The 14,242-nt window shown below is 61.6% G+C and carries 15 protein-coding genes; all 15 read left to right on the top strand.

Features of this window, described 5'->3' with window-relative positions; all coding sequences use genetic code 11:
* Positions 1-179 precede the first annotated feature (179 nt).
* The 15 genes from pstC to HWE17_RS18610 all read left to right on the top strand — a co-directional run bounded on the left by pstC (position 180) and on the right by HWE17_RS18610 (position 14,235).
* Entirely contained in the window at positions 180-1,151 is a 972-nt protein-coding gene (gene pstC, locus HWE17_RS18685; protein ID WP_255206301.1) for a phosphate ABC transporter permease subunit PstC, read from the top strand.
* Positions 1,148-2,044 (top strand): phosphate ABC transporter permease PstA, encoded by an 897-nt coding sequence (gene pstA / locus HWE17_RS18680; RefSeq protein ID WP_176389761.1) that lies wholly within the window; start codon positions 1,148-1,150, stop codon positions 2,042-2,044. Before pstC ends, pstA begins: the two co-directional genes overlap by 4 nt.
* Positions 2,045-2,070: 26 nt before the next feature.
* Positions 2,071-2,865, top strand: coding sequence for a phosphate ABC transporter ATP-binding protein PstB (pstB, locus tag HWE17_RS18675; protein ID WP_029496304.1), 795 nt, complete (start codon positions 2,071-2,073; stop codon positions 2,863-2,865).
* A gap of 50 nt (positions 2,866-2,915) precedes the next feature.
* Positions 2,916-3,626 carry a phosphate signaling complex protein PhoU gene (phoU, locus tag HWE17_RS18670; RefSeq protein ID WP_034755071.1) on the top strand — a complete coding sequence of 237 codons (711 nt, stop codon included), beginning with the start codon at positions 2,916-2,918 and terminating at the stop codon, positions 3,624-3,626.
* Positions 3,627-3,631: 5 nt separating this feature from the next.
* Positions 3,632-4,321: a response regulator gene (locus HWE17_RS18665; RefSeq protein WP_034755074.1), complete on the top strand. Its 690-nt coding sequence runs from the start codon at positions 3,632-3,634 to the stop codon at positions 4,319-4,321.
* A gap of 11 nt (positions 4,322-4,332) precedes the next feature.
* Positions 4,333-5,649: a phosphate regulon sensor histidine kinase PhoR gene (phoR, locus tag HWE17_RS18660; protein ID WP_176389760.1), complete on the top strand. Its 1,317-nt coding sequence runs from the start codon at positions 4,333-4,335 to the stop codon at positions 5,647-5,649.
* A 76-nt stretch (positions 5,650-5,725) separates the two neighbouring features.
* Positions 5,726-6,922: a selenoneine synthase SenA gene (senA, locus tag HWE17_RS18655; protein WP_255206300.1), complete on the top strand. Its 1,197-nt coding sequence runs from the start codon at positions 5,726-5,728 to the stop codon at positions 6,920-6,922.
* A gap of 33 nt (positions 6,923-6,955) precedes the next feature.
* Positions 6,956-8,902, top strand: a complete 1,947-nt coding sequence (locus HWE17_RS18650) for a UvrD-helicase domain-containing protein (protein WP_176389759.1) — start codon at positions 6,956-6,958, stop codon at positions 8,900-8,902.
* 95 nt (positions 8,903-8,997) lie between these two features.
* Positions 8,998-9,912, top strand: a complete 915-nt coding sequence (locus HWE17_RS18645) for an NAD-dependent epimerase/dehydratase family protein (RefSeq protein WP_176389758.1) — start codon at positions 8,998-9,000, stop codon at positions 9,910-9,912.
* Between the two features lie 393 nt (positions 9,913-10,305).
* Positions 10,306-10,689 (top strand): DUF5668 domain-containing protein, encoded by a 384-nt coding sequence (locus tag HWE17_RS18635; protein WP_278318439.1) that lies wholly within the window; start codon positions 10,306-10,308, stop codon positions 10,687-10,689.
* On the top strand, positions 10,679-11,494 hold the full coding sequence (locus tag HWE17_RS18630; RefSeq protein WP_176389757.1) for a DUF5668 domain-containing protein: 816 nt from the start codon (positions 10,679-10,681) through the stop codon (positions 11,492-11,494). The genes HWE17_RS18635 and HWE17_RS18630 overlap by 11 nt, the downstream gene beginning before the upstream one ends.
* Positions 11,495-11,500: 6 nt before the next feature.
* Positions 11,501-12,577: a sensor histidine kinase gene (locus HWE17_RS18625; protein ID WP_176389756.1), complete on the top strand. Its 1,077-nt coding sequence runs from the start codon at positions 11,501-11,503 to the stop codon at positions 12,575-12,577.
* A gap of 11 nt (positions 12,578-12,588) precedes the next feature.
* Positions 12,589-13,326: a LytTR family DNA-binding domain-containing protein gene (locus HWE17_RS18620; protein ID WP_176389779.1), complete on the top strand. Its 738-nt coding sequence runs from the start codon at positions 12,589-12,591 to the stop codon at positions 13,324-13,326.
* Positions 13,327-13,383: 57 nt separating this feature from the next.
* Positions 13,384-13,785: a type II toxin-antitoxin system RelE/ParE family toxin gene (locus tag HWE17_RS18615; protein WP_176389755.1), complete on the top strand. Its 402-nt coding sequence runs from the start codon at positions 13,384-13,386 to the stop codon at positions 13,783-13,785.
* Between the two features lie 33 nt (positions 13,786-13,818).
* A complete protein-coding gene (locus HWE17_RS18610) occupies positions 13,819-14,235 on the top strand; it encodes an XRE family transcriptional regulator (RefSeq protein WP_176389754.1) in 417 nt (138 codons plus the stop codon).
* The last annotated feature ends 7 nt before the right edge of the window (positions 14,236-14,242 follow it).

The following is a 14,242-nucleotide window of genomic DNA, read 5'->3' as shown; positions in this document are numbered from 1 at the left end:
AGCAGCACGGCGGGGCAGGGAGTTAGCCAGGACCGCCCGCAAGCCCTTGCAGACGGTCCTGGCTAAAAAAGCAAGATAAAACAAGAGTTCAAAACAGCAATACCGGCAGTACCACCCACATCTGGCACAATATGAGCGCACAATCTACCTCTTCCACGATCCCCATGCCAGGCGGCACCATGACCGATTCCATCAGTCACGCGCAAATGCTTTCCACCATGCGCAAGCAGCGCTTCCAGGATTTCATGTTCCACAAGGTGACGATGCTGTTCGCCCTGTCGGTGCTGATCGTCCTGGTCGGCATCATCATTTCGCTGATCATGGAATCGATACCGGCCTTCAAGACCTTCGGCCTGCATTTCATCGTGTCCGCGGAATGGGATCCCGTCAATGACCAGTACGGCGCCCTGATCCCCATCATCGGCACCCTGGTGACCTCCGTTATCGCCCTGCTGATCGCCTTTCCCGTCAGCTTCGGCATCGCCCTGTTCCTCACGGAAATCTGCCCGGCCTGGCTGCGTCGCCCGCTGGGCACGGCTGTCGAGCTGCTGGCCGGCGTGCCTTCGATCATCTACGGTATCTGGGGCCTGTTCGTGTTTGCGCCCCTGTTTGCCGACCACGTCCAGCCCATCCTGAAAGCCACCTTGGGTAACGTGCCCATCATCGGCCAGCTGTTCAGCGGCCCCATGATGGGCATCGGCTTGCTGACGGCCGGCCTGGTACTGGCCATCATGATCATCCCTTTCATCGCTTCCGTGATGCGCGACGTGTTTGAAATCGTCCCTGCCGTGCTGAAAGAATCCGCATACGGCCTGGGCTGCACGCGCTGGGAAGTGGTGCGCAAGATCGTCTTGCCATACACCAAGACCGGCGTCGTTGGCGGCGTCATGCTGGGCCTGGGCCGTGCGCTGGGCGAAACCATGGCCGTCACCTTCGTCATCGGCAATGCCAACAAGCTGTCGTGGTCGCTGTTTGCCGCCGGTAACAGCATCACCTCCTTGCTGGCGAATGAATTCGGCGAAGCGCAATCCGAGCTGCACGTCGCTTCGCTGTTCTCGCTGGCGCTGATCCTGTTTGTCATCACCTTTATCGTCTTATCCGCCGCCAAGCTGATGCTGGCTGGCATGTCCCGCAAGGAAGGCACGAAATGAGCCAACTCAGCCAAGTTAGCCCCCACGACGTTCCGGCCAAGCCGGCCATGAATCCCGTCTACCGCAAGCGTTTGCTGATGCACCGCATCGGCATCGCCCTGTCGGTGGCGGCCATGGCCCTGGGCCTGGCCGTGCTGGTGTGGATCCTGTTCACCCTGGTGATCAAGGGTTTCGGCGCGCTGTCCATCGACCTGTTCACGCAAACCACGCCGGCTCCAGGCAGCGAAGGCGGCGGCTTGATCAATGCCATCGTCGGCAGCGCCCTGATGGTGGGCCTGGCGACTGTCGTCAGCACGCCGATCGGCATCCTGGCCGGCATCTACCTGGCCGAATACGGCGAAGAAAACAAGCTGGCGCAAGTGACGCGTTTTGTGACGGACATCATGCTGTCGGCGCCATCGATCGTCATCGGCCTGTTCGTGTATGCGCTGTACGTGGCGCACGTCAAACACTTCTCCGGTTACGCCGGCGCCATCGCGCTGTCGCTGATCGCCGTGCCGGTAGTGGTGCGCACGACGGACAATATGCTGCGCCTGGTACCGAACAGCCTGCTGGAAGCCGCGTTTGCCCTCGGCGCGCCGCGCTGGAAAGTTGCCACCCTGGTGCGCTTGCGCGCCGTCAAGGCGGGCGTGATCACCGGTGTTCTGCTGGCCCTGGCCCGCATCGCCGGCGAAACGGCGCCGCTGCTGTTCACGGCCCTGAATAACCAGTTCCAGAGCTTCAACATGAATGCGCCGATGGCCAACTTGCCGTCCGTCATCGCATCGTTTGCGATGAGCCCGTACGACAACTGGCGCTCGCTGGCCTGGGGCGGTGCACTGCTGATCACCTTCAGCGTGCTGGCCTTGAATATCCTGTCGCGCACCGTGTTCAGCCAAAAAGTCCCTAATTAAACAGATACCGAGCGAAGCGAACCCCTATGAATACGCAAATGAATCCAGCACAAGACCTGGCACCAAAGAAAAAAACCATCGAGATTTCGGGCCTGAACTTTTTTTACGGCAAAACGCAAAGCTTGCATAACGTCAACCTGGACATCCACGAGAAAAAGGTTACGGCTTTCATCGGCCCGTCCGGTTGCGGCAAGTCGACCCTGCTGCGCACCCTGAACCGCATGTACGACCTGTATCCGGGCCAGCGCGCGGAAGGCTCGATCCTGTACCGCGGCCGCAACGTGCTTGACGCGGACCAGGACGTCAACATGCTGCGCGCCAAGGTCGGCATGGTGTTCCAGAAGCCGACGCCGTTCCCCATGTCCGTGTACGACAACATCGCCTTCGGCGTGCGCCTGTATGAAGACCTGTCGAAGGGCGAAATGGACGAGCGCGTCGAGTGGGCCCTGAAAAAGGCCGCGCTGTGGGGCGAGGTCAAGGATAAACTGTCGAAGAGCGGCCTGTCGCTGTCGGGCGGCCAGCAGCAGCGTTTGTGCATCGCGCGCGGCGTGGCCGTCAAGCCGGACGTCTTGCTGCTCGACGAGCCGACCTCGGCGCTGGATCCGATCTCGACCTCGAAAGTGGAAGAGCTGATCAGCGAACTGAAACAGGATTACACGATCGCCATCGTGACGCACAATATGCAGCAGGCGGCGCGCTGCTCCGACTACACGGCCTATATGTATTTGGGCGAGCTGGTGGAATTCGGCGAAACGGACCAGATCTTCATGAATCCGGCCCGCAAGGAAACGCAGGATTACATCACGGGCCGCTTTGGCTGATCCATCCCGCATAGCTATACATACAAGACAACTGAATACGGAGAGACGGCATGATAGGCGAACATTCATCCAAGCAATACGACAACGAACTCGAAGCGATCCGCTCGAAAGTGCTCCTGATGGGCGGCATCGTTGAAACCCAGTTCCTCGATGCGATGACGTGCTTCCGCATCGGCAATGCCGAGCGCGCCGACCGCGTGATGCGCGAAGACGACGTCGTCAACCAGCTCGAAGTGTCGCTGGACGATGCGTGCAGCCATTTGATCGTGCGCCGCCAGCCGGCCGCCAACGACTTGCGCACCATCATGGCCACCATCAAGGTGATCACCGACCTCGAGCGCGTAGGCGACGAGGCGACCAAAATCGCCCGCGTGGCGAAGAATCTGCACAAGCGCGGCAACGGCGTCGTCAACCATTACGAGATGGTGCGCGGCATCGCCAACACGGCCACCGACATGCTGCACGATGCGCTCGACGCGTTCGCGCGTAACGATGGCAAGCAAGCCTTACAATTAATTGCACAAGATGCCATCATCGACCATGAGTTTCGGTCTATCATGCGCAACTTGATTACCTTTATGATGGAAGACCCGCGCACGATTTCGGCGGCGCTCGATACCCTGTGGGTGGCCAAGGCCATCGAACGGATCGGCGACCATGCGAAAAACATCGCCGAATACGTGATTTACGTGGTTGAAGGCAAGGACATCCGCCACACCAAGGTGGCTGCTCCCGCCATTTCCGAGGAGCTCCCTGAGTAAGCTTTATGGCATCTGATAAAACCACGGTATTGATTGTTGAAGATGAGCCGGCCATCGTTGAACTGGTCACCTATTCGCTGCGCGAATCCGGCTGGAATTGCTGTTCCGTACAAAACGTCGCCGATGCCTGGGAATTCATCCAGCACCGCACGCCGCACCTGATCCTGCTGGACTGGATGTTGCCGGACCAGACGGGCTTGCGCCTGCTGTCGCGCATCCGCGCCGACCGAAATTTCGCCGCCATCCCCGTCATCATGCTCACCGCCAAGAGCATGGAAGAAGACAAGCTGGCTGGCCTGAACAGCGGAGCCGACGATTACGTCACCAAGCCGTTCTCGCCGCGCGAACTGCTGGCCCGCGCCAAGGCTCTCTTGCGACGCAAGAGTCCGGAACACGCGCAGGCGCCCATGCGCGCCGGCAACGTGGCGCTGGATCCCGTCAGCTGCACCGTCATGATGGATGAACAGAAGATCGATATCGGCCACGCCGAGTACAAGCTGCTGAAATTCCTGCTGGCCCATCCGGAGCGCGTGTTTTCGCGCAGCCAGCTGCTTGACAAGGTGTGGGGCGACCATGTGGTGATCGAGGAACGCACGGTCGATGTCCACGTATTGCGCTTGCGCAAAGCCTTGAAAGAGGCGGAAAGCCTGATCAAGACGGTGCGCAGCGTCGGCTACATGTTGTCTGAAAAGTAAAGCTAGCCTCTATGAATCCGAAATTGCTGTTCTGGGTACCGGCCGCCTTGCGCATGGTGCTGGCGCTGCTGGGCGTGGCCGTCGTCTGGTATCTGTTTGGCGCCACATATGCGCTGGGCATCGCTTTCGTGCTGATGGCCATGATGGTGTTCGTGCAGCTGTCGTATCTGTTCCAGCTGAGTAACTGGCTGGACAATCCGCAAAGCGCCAAGCTGCCCGACGGCTGGGGCGCCTGGACCAGCATTTTCGCGCGCCTGTACCGCATGCGCCGCGACGACGAGAAAAACCAGGCCGAGCTGACGGAATGGCTGGCGCGTTTCCGCCAAGCCATGCACCTGTTGCCCGACGGCGTCGTCATCATGGACGACGTGCTGTTCCTCGAATGGTGCAACCCGGCTGCCGAGAAGCACCTGGGCCTCACGCACGAGCGCGACAAGGGCATGCGCGTGACCAACCTGATCCGCAGCCCCGAGTTCATGGATTACATCATCCTGGGCCGCTACGACCAGCCGCTGACGATCACTTTCCGCAACCGCAAGCTGATCGTGCAGATCATTCCATTTGAAAACCGCCGCCAGATCCTCGTCACGCACGACGTGACGGAGACGGAACGCATTGAAATGATGCGCCGTGACTTCATCGCCAACGCCTCGCACGAATTGCGCACGCCGCTCACCGTCATCGTCGGCTTCCTGGAAATCGCTTCCGCCGAGCTGGACCTGGACGCCACCACGCGCGCCTCCCACCTCAAGCTGATGACGGAGCAGGGCCACCGCATGCAGCATCTGATCGAGGACATGCTGACGTTGTCGCGCCTGGAATCGGTCGACTACCCGCTGCGCCCCGAGCCCGTGGACGTCAAAAAGCTCATGCAGCAAGTCTTGCGCGACGCCAAGGGGCTGTCGGCCGGCAAGCATGAAGTGACCATGGAATGCAAGGGTCCCGACGTGCTGGGCAGCTACGACGAGCTGTACAGCGCCTTCGGCAACCTGGCGTCGAACGCCGTGCGCTACACGCCAGCGGGTGGCACCATCACCCTGCGCTGGCAGGATGGCCCGGCCGGACCGCAATTCATCGCGCAAGATACGGGCATCGGCATCAGCCAGGAACATATCTCGCGCCTGACGGAGCGTTTCTATCGCGTCGACAAGAGCCGTTCGCGCGAAACCCAGGGCACGGGCCTGGGCCTGGCCATCGTCAAGCACGTGCTGCTGCGCCACGGAGGGACCCTGGCCATCCAGTCCGTGGCCGACAAGGGCAGCAGTTTCATCGTCAGCATGCCCAAATCCGTTGTCACGCCGCTACAGGGCGAGCTGCTGGTCAAGTAAGCCGCAAGGGGGATAGTTTCCCCCTTGTTTCCATGGCGACTGGTGCAAGCTTGGCATAAGTCGTTACAATCAGGCCATGACTTTAATCAACGCCTCTTTTCGCCATGCCGGCGCGCAGCAACTGGCCCAGTCGCTGCAAGCCGCGCGCCAGAATACGCTTTCCCTGTTCGACTGTTACGTCACTGCCGGCCTGGACGTGGTGGCCGGCTTGCCGCGCCATCCGCGCCTCGTTCCGCCCTTGTGGCAACTGGCGCAGATCGCCTGGTTTGCCGAGTGGTTCATCCTGCGCGAAGCCGCTACCAGCCATCCGGCCGACGCCATTTATAACTCCCTGCTGACGCGCGGTGACGACTTGTTCGACGCTAACATGGTCGAGCACCGCGCGCGCTGGAAGCTGGAATTGCCCAGCCCGGGCGCCGTGAAAACGTATTGCCGCGAAGTACTCGACCGGGTGCTCGATAAACTCTCGCGCGAAGCCAATGTCGATAGTGCCCTGGCGCCGTACCGCCTGGCCTTGGCGCATGAAGACTTGTGCGGCGAAGAAATGCTGGCCGGCTTGCAATGGCTGGGTCTGGAAGCACCGGAATCGCTGGCCGCCAGCCCGGCCTTGCCGCCAGGCGCGGGCGAGATCGCTTTTCCTGGCGGCAGCATCGAACTGGGCTCGCCGCGCGGGGCCGGGTTTGCCTTCGACAATGAATCGCCGCCTTACAGCTGTTATGTGGCGCCGTTCTCCATCGATGCCTGCGCCGTATCGAACGCCCAGTTTGCCGATTTTGTCGCCGACGGCGGCTACCAGAACCGCCAGTTCTGGAGCGCGGCCGGCAGCGCCTGGCTGATGCGGCAGGAGCGCTCGTCGCCCCTGTACTGGCTGCGCGAAGCAACGCAGTGGCGCACCATGCGTTTCGGCCAGCGCACGACCTTGCCGCCGAATGAAGCCGTGCGCCACATCAACCTGTATGAGGCGCAGGCGTACTGCGCCTGGGCGGGGCGCCGCCTGGCGACCGAGGCGGAATGGGAGTATGCTGCGCTGTCCGGCCATCCGCGCTTTCACTGGGGCCAGGTGTGGGAGTGGACGGCGACGCCGTTCGAACCGTATCCGGGCTTTGCGGTGGACGCCTGGCGCGAATATTCCGCGCCGTATTTCATGCAGCACCAGGTGCTGCGCGGCGCCGCCTTCGCCACGCCAGCGCGCCTGCATTCGCCCCGCATGCGCGCCTTCCATGCGCCCGAACGGGGCGACATCTTTGCCGGCCTGCGCACCTGCGCCTGGTAGCGCGCCGAGAACAGACATCATTTCAGGATACCCTTGAGTACAGATAACGCCCCGCAGTTCATTCCCAAACGCATCACGCCCACGCCGGAGCAGGTCGCCATCCAGACGGCGCAAAAGAAAGTGGTCTTGATCGACGCCAATGCCGGCGCGGCCAAGACGACGACCCTGGCCCTGCGCCTGGCCGAAGCGCTGCACCGGGGCCGCGCGCCCGAGCGCATGTTGGCCCTGGTCTTCACGGAAGCGGCGCGCGTGGCCCTGCGCCAGCGTCTGCTGGAAGTGGGCGTGCCGCTCGGCGTCGTCAAGCGCCTGACCGTCGACACCTTCGACGCCTTTGCCGCCAAGGTGCTGCTGCAGCTGGAAAACATGCAGGTGGCAGCCATGCGCAGCGATGAAGAGCTGCGCCCGGTAGCCTGGGAAGCGCTGGAAGTGGTGTCGGAAAAGTATGCTCACCGTTATCCGCTGGAAATCAACACGACGAACGGGGCGATTGCCGAGTTCTTGAAATTGCAGTTGCGCACCAAGGCGCGCCTGAATTTTCAACATCCTGACTTCGAAAGCAATTCCCTGGACGACAATCTGGAAATGCTGGGCATGTCGCGCACGCATTATCTGTGGCTGCGCGAATACGAAGGCTTGCGCGGCGCCGACACGGGCGATATCCAGTTCCGCGCACCGTTCGACGCCACCTACGACCTCGTGCGCATGCTCGACGGCGACGAGCCGCTGCTCCAGCAATTGCCGGCCTTCCAGATCATCGTGGCCGATGAATTGCACGACTTGAACGAAGCGTCGTTCCGATTGCTGACCATGCTGATACGCCGCGGCAACGCATTTTTCTGCGGCGCCGGCGACAAGGATCAAGTCATCTACACGTGGTCGGGCGCCGACCACCGCTTCCTGCGCCAGCGCTTCGAGCAGGAATTCCCCGCCTTGCAGCGCCTGCCGCTGACGGCATCCTACCGCTACGGTCCGCAGCTGGCGCAGGCTGTCGGCGTGCTGAAAAACAAGGCCAGCGTGTCGGCCCTGTCGCGCGCCACCCACATCGAAGTGTTGCAATACGAGCATACGCAGCCGCAGGCCTGCAGCGCCCAACTGATCGCCGCGCTCGAGCATGCGCATGCGGGCACGACGGCGATCTTGCTGCGCGACCGCGACCAGGCCATCCGCGTGGAAACGGCGCTGTTCCAGAGCGGCATCGCGTATGGGCTGGTGGACATGAACAGCTATCTGCTGAGCCTGGAAGTGCTGATGTTGCGCGGCATGGTCGCCATCGCCCGCAAGGATTTGCACGCGATCAAGAGCGGCCCGCGCCGCGGTGAAATCCTCGAAGCCCTGGTGGCCTTCGCGGAAATCCCTTTTACGCGCGCGGAATTGCAGCAAGCCAAGGCCGACGTGGCCAACTATCCCGACTTGCTGGAAGGCTTTTTGACGAACCAGCTGGCCAAGTCGCAGAATCAGGACAAGGCGGCGCTGACCCTGGCCGCCGTCGATTACCTGCGCGCGCTGCCTCCCGACGCCCTGGCCGGTGACGCCCTGCAGCACATCTTTGGCCTGATGCAGCTGGAACAGACGGCGCGCCGCATCTATGTCGACCCGGCACAGGCGCGCGTTGTCGCCCGTTCCCTGCACGGTTTTATTGCCGTGTGCCGCGAAGCGGGCGTGGCGCTGGGCGGCTTTGCCGGCTGGCTGGGCGAGATGGAAGAAGCCGTGACAGTCTCGACCGGCAAGGCCAAGCTGGTCATCGCCTGTATCGACCAGATCAAGGGCCTCGAATACAACCACGTGATCTTGCCCTACCTGGCCGTCGATGAATTCCCTCGCAGCAAGACCGACCCGCTGGAAGAGGAAAACCGTTTTTATGTGGCCGCCACCCGCGCGCGCGACAGGCTCACCTTGCTGACGCCGGAAGACCCGGCCTACCAGAGCCGCTACATCGCCGCCCTGCAGCTCAAACAGAAGACTGTTGCGTCCAAGTCATAGATCTTTTGCTGTGTGGTTGCTTTTTGCGAAAGACGAAAGCGGGCATACTTTGCTGGTGTGATTGATTGCAATCTGAACCAACAAAGGAGCAAGACATGAAGGTATTTGTTACGGGCGCAGCGGGATTTATTGGCAGTTCCATCGCGGCGGGCCTCGTGCGGGCCGGCCATCAGGTGACGGGCCTCGTGCGCAAGCCGGAGCAGGTGGCCGAGCTGGCCAAGGTCGGCGTGTTGGGCGTACACGGCGATTTGAACGACCGCGCATTGCTCATCGAGCAGGCGAGGGCGGCGGACGCCGTCATCAATGCGGCCAGCAGCGACCACCGTGGCGCCGTCGAAGCCATCCTTGAAGCGCTGGCCGGCACCAACAAAGTGTTTTTGCACACCAGCGGCTCGTCCATCGTGGGCGACGCCTCGGGCGGTGAGGGCACGGAACAGATCTATTACGAAGACAAGCTGCCGGCGCCCACGGCCGACAAGGCGGCCCGCGTCGCCATCGACGACCTGGTCCTGGCCAGCGCAAGCCAGGGCGTGCGCGCCAGCGTCTTGTGCAACACCCTGATCTACGGCCATGGCGCCTTGCCGCGCGACAGCGTGCAGCTGCCCCGCTTATTGAAACAGGCGCGCAAGAGCGGCATCGTGCGCCACGTGGGTCCGGGCCGTAACATCTGGTCCAACGTGCACATCGACGATGTCGTCAGCCTGTATCTGCTGGCGCTGGAAAAGTCGCCGGCCGGCACCTTTTACTTTGTCGAATCGGGCGAAGCGGCTTTCCGCGACATGACGGCCGGCATCGCCGCCGCGCTGGACCTGGGTCCCGCGCAGGACTGGCCGCTGCCCGAGGCGATTGCCGAATGGGGCTACGAGATGGCGTCGTATGGCCTTGGCTCCAACAGCCGCGTGCGTGGCGAGCGGGCGCGCAAGCTGCTGGGCTGGCAGCCGCAGGGACCTTCCGTGCTGGCATGGATCGGGAACGACATGCTCAAACCGCCGCACGCCGTCACGGGTTGATGCAGCTCAGCAAAACTCCATCAGTGTGCGCTAGCGAACGGTGCTGTCTGGCGATCGGGAGTATGATGTCTCTGCTTGGTTGAGACGCACTGCCGTGAAGTTGGCGGCATGTTCGATCTTCCAGCAGGTCAGCCGGTCGCCTCGAGGATCGGCACCAGATTTCTGTTCGCGTTTGCGCCCTGCGCCACGCGGCTGTGCACTGCAACTCCAGGTCGCGGTGTGGACTGCGAACCCCTTCAAGGCCGGCTTAGCCGGTCTTTTTTTTGCCTGTTTTTTTCCGTCATTTCCACCGTTGCGCCATTCACCGCTGTCTTTCCGCCATTCGCCGAAGCGTTGTTTTCTCCTCCCCGAAATCCGCGTATCTTTACGATCAACCAACTTCAAGGGGTGACCGTGAAACCTGAACCAGCCTATTGCCGCCGTACCCAGCTGCTGTGGGGCGTGCTGCTGATCGCCATCGGCGCCATCGTCCTGCTGGACCGGCTCGATGTGATCTATCTCCACGATTACTATTCACTATGGCATTATTGGCCGGTGATACTGGCCGTCTTCGGCCTGAACAAGCTGCTGACGCCCGTTTCCGCCAAGCAGGTACTGAGCGGCCTGTGGCTGATCTTTTTCGCCGCGTGGTGGTATGTCTCGTATGAAGAACTGTGGAACTTGCATTTTTACAATAGCTGGCCCGCCTTGCTGATCGCCTGGGGCGTGGGTCTCGTGCTGGAACCGCTGTTGAACAAACATTTTATTGCCTACCGGGAGTCCGAGCATGAAAAATAAACCGCCGTTGCACTCGCCATCGCAGATCGTGCTGGGCGTCATCGTCATCGGCCTGGGGCTGCTGTTTCTGCTCGATAACCTCGGTTTCATCGATGTGCGCTATACCTTCCGCTTCTGGCCCACGGCGCTGATCGTGTTCGGTCTGCTGAAACTGTCGCAAAGCCGCAGCGCGAACGGTTATTTATTGGGCGGCATGCTGGTGCTGCTGGGCGTGGCCTGGACCCTCAAGCACATGGGCATCTTCTACATGAACTGGGACTTGCTGTGGCCCTTGCTGATCATCGGCCTGGGCGTGGCCTTGGTGTCGAAATCCCTCCCCGGCGCGCAGCAGCGCCAGCGCCGCCGGCGCTTTGGGGCGCAGCAGGATGGCCCCGCAGCGCCTGACTCGTTCGGCCAGGCCAGAAATGGCGCCGTGTCGCTCGACAAGGACGCCGCCGATGCCACGGCGGCGCCCGGCGCCAGCGGACAAGCGGACGATGACAGCATCATCGAAGTGACGGCCATCCTCGGCGGCTACGTGCGGCGCGTGTCGTCGCAGCGCTTCAAGGGCGGCGATATCAATGTCATCATGGCCGGCTGCGAAATCGACTTGCGCCAGGCGTCGATCGAAGGCGAAGCCGTGCTTAACGTGTTCGCCCTGTGCGGCGGCGTCACCATCAAGATTCCGCCCGACTGGAGCGTCGTGCTGCAGGGCACGCCCATCCTCGGCGGCTTCGAGGAAAAGACCATCGTGCCGCCGAACCAGGCCAGGCGCCTGTACGTGACGGGCTACGCCATCATGGGCGGCCTGGAAATCCGCAACTAGGCGCGCATGTCGGGGCCTTTGTCGAAGCGGCGCGGCGCCGTGGTGGTGTTCCTGGTCTGCATCGCGCTGGGCCTGGCCCTGGCTTCCATCCTGGCCAGGGTGGCGCACGCGCCCTGGCTCAATGCCGTCGTGCTGGTGGTGCCCGCCACGCTCGTGTATGCGATCGGTTCCGGTTTTTCCGCGTACTACCTGTGCCGCGCCTATCCCTTGCACTCCCGCCATCCATTCGCCATCGCCGGCGTGATGGGCGTGGCGGCGCTGTTCGCGGGCTTGCTGTGGGCCACCCTGCTGCAATTTTTGAACAGCGTCAGCCTGTTGCTGGAGCTGCGCTGGCTGGGCGTGAACCTGACGCAATCGCTGCTGGCCCTGTTCTTCGGCCTCGGTGCGCTGCTGTATTGCCTGGCTGTCGCCGTACATTATCTGTTGCTGGAATTCGTGCGCGCCAGGATGGCCGAGCAGCGGGGGCTGGAAGCGCAACTGACGGCGCAGGAAGCGCAGTTGCGCATGCTGCGCACGCAGATCGATCCGCATTTCCTGTTCAACAGCCTGAACTCCATCAGCGCCCTGACGTCTATCGATGCGAAGGGTGCCCGCCAGATGACGGTGCAGCTGGCCAGTTTCTTTCGCCAGAGCCTGAGCCTGGAAGCGCACAAGCACATTACCGTGGAGCAGGAACTGGTGCTGATCCGCCACTTTCTCGCCATCGAGCACGTGCGTTTCGGCGCACGCCTGCAAGTGACGGAAAGCCTCGACACTGCCGCACTGGCGTGTCTGCTGCCACCCATGCTGATACAGCCGCTGGTGGAAAATGCCGTCAAGCATGGTATCTGCGGCTTGACGGAAGGCGGCCTGATCGCCATCGAGGCCCGGCGCGTGGGCAGCCTGCTGCAGATCGCCGTGCGCAATCCGGTGGATGCGGATCAAGGGCCAGAGCGCGGCAATGGCGTCGGCCTGGAGAACGTGCGCCAGCGCCTGGCCGGCGCGTATGGCCACGAGGCCAGCGTGCACTGGGGCCGGCGCGACGGCCATTTCGAAGTGATGATTTCCATGCCGGCGCAGACCGGCGACACGGAGGAAGCATGATGCAGGCAAGAATGCGGGTCGCCATCGTCGATGACGAATTGCTGGCGCGCAGCGTGTTGCGCGAATACCTGGCGCGCCATGACGATATCGACATCGTGGCCGAGTGCGCCAACGGCTTCGAAGCCGTCAAGGCCATCGCGGACCTGGAACCGGAACTGGTGTTTCTCGACATCCAGATGCCGCGCCTGGACGGCTTCGAAGTGGCCGAATTGATCGGTGCGAAGACAAAGCTGATCTTTGTCACGGCCTACGACCAGTACGCCTTGAAAGCGTTCGAATGCCATGCCCTCGACTATCTGCTGAAACCATTCAGCGAACAGCGCTTCGACCAGGCGCTGGCCCATGCGCGCGCCAACCGCAGCACGCCCGCCGCATCCACTGCTGTGCTGACGCTGGCACGCGAGGCGGCCACGCGCGCCGCGCCGCTTGATCGCGTGCTGATACGCGACGGCGCCAAGGTCCACGTGATCGCCAGCGCGCGCATCGACTACATCGAGGCGCAAGACGATTACATCAGCATCCGTTCCGAAGGCAAGTCCTACCTGAAAAGCCAGACGCTGGCGGAACTGGAAACCCAGCTCGATCCCGCCAAGTTCCTGCGCGTGCACAGGTCGTACTTGCTCAATATCGACGGCATTCGCCGCATCGAAGCGGCAACAAAAGACAGCCACGTGGCCATCCTGCGCGATGATACGAGGATACCCGTCAGCAAGGCGGGGTATCAGAAGCTCAGATTATTGGTGGGTTAGCATTTTCGCTGGCGTAGATGCATAATCAACTACGCATGATATCATCTGGAGGTGATAGTGAATGCGCCGAGGACATGGCCGGTCACGTTTCACGATGACTTCGATGCGGAATTCGATGCTCTGCCGGTAGATGTTCAAGATGAATTGCTGGCGAGTGCCGATGCGCTGTCGAAGCTGGGCCCGGCTGCCGGGCGTCCTCACGTTGGGACGTTGAAGAATCCTAAACATCCGAACATGAAAGAGCTGCGTTTCAAGGCCAATAACGGGGTAGAGGTGTGGCGCGCGGTCTTTGCTTTCGATACGAGGCGTGAGGCGGTCATTCTGGTTGCGGCGGCCAAGCAAGGTGTCAATGAGGACAAGTTTTACAGGGATTTGTTATTCAAGGCAAATGCTCGCTATGAGCAACATCTCACCAACCTGGCTGCGGCGAAGGCGAGGCAGGACAAAGGCAGTAGATGATTTCAGGAGCAGGAGTTTGTCATGGGAAGAAATGTGAACGACGTCATCCACAGTTTGCCGGCCGAGCGGCAGGCAAAAATTGCGGCTCTATCCCAAGAAAAGATGCAAGAAATGATAGCGCACGCCACCACGCTGACGGATTTCCGCAAGGCAGTAGGCAAGACCCAGGCGGAAGTTGCGAGGGAACTGGGGATTCAACAGCATGCCATTTCCCAACTGGAAAAGCGTACCGATACTTATGTCTCGACCTTGCGCCGTTTTTTGCAATCGCTGGGCATGACATTGGAGATGTCGGTCGTTGCGCAAAACGGCGTGCGTATCGAACTGCAAAATTTTCTGCGCAGCCAGGAAGTTGATGCCGATGTCCGTGACAGTGCACTTGCTACGCCTGCGACGCCCCCAGGAAAGCGGAAAGCTGGCGTGTCGCGCAAGCGGGCTGGCAACGCCTGAAGCTGCT

Source organism: Janthinobacterium sp. BJB401 (assembly GCF_013372745.1).
GTDB classification, from domain to species: Bacteria; Pseudomonadota; Gammaproteobacteria; order Burkholderiales; family Burkholderiaceae_D; genus Janthinobacterium; species Janthinobacterium rivuli.
The sequence above is the reverse complement of the archived record's forward strand: the minus strand, read 5'-3'. Positions and strand labels throughout refer to the sequence as shown.

Coding starts and splice junctions, on each gene's coding strand:
- HWE17_RS18665 (WP_034755074.1), top strand. CDS start 3,632: ATGGCATCTGATAAAACCACGGTATTGATTGTTGAAGATGAGCCGGCC.
- phoU (WP_034755071.1), top strand. CDS start 2,916: ATGATAGGCGAACATTCATCCAAGCAATACGACAACGAACTCGAAGCG.
- pstC (WP_255206301.1), top strand. CDS start 180: ATGACCGATTCCATCAGTCACGCGCAAATGCTTTCCACCATGCGCAAG.
- HWE17_RS18630 (WP_176389757.1), top strand. CDS start 10,679: ATGAAAAATAAACCGCCGTTGCACTCGCCATCGCAGATCGTGCTGGGC.
- pstA (WP_176389761.1), top strand. CDS start 1,148: ATGAGCCAACTCAGCCAAGTTAGCCCCCACGACGTTCCGGCCAAGCCG.
- pstB (WP_029496304.1), top strand. CDS start 2,071: ATGAATACGCAAATGAATCCAGCACAAGACCTGGCACCAAAGAAAAAA.
- HWE17_RS18620 (WP_176389779.1), top strand. CDS start 12,589: ATGCGGGTCGCCATCGTCGATGACGAATTGCTGGCGCGCAGCGTGTTG.
- senA (WP_255206300.1), top strand. CDS start 5,726: ATGACTTTAATCAACGCCTCTTTTCGCCATGCCGGCGCGCAGCAACTG.
- HWE17_RS18645 (WP_176389758.1), top strand. CDS start 8,998: ATGAAGGTATTTGTTACGGGCGCAGCGGGATTTATTGGCAGTTCCATC.
- HWE17_RS18625 (WP_176389756.1), top strand. CDS start 11,501: ATGTCGGGGCCTTTGTCGAAGCGGCGCGGCGCCGTGGTGGTGTTCCTG.
- phoR (WP_176389760.1), top strand. CDS start 4,333: ATGAATCCGAAATTGCTGTTCTGGGTACCGGCCGCCTTGCGCATGGTG.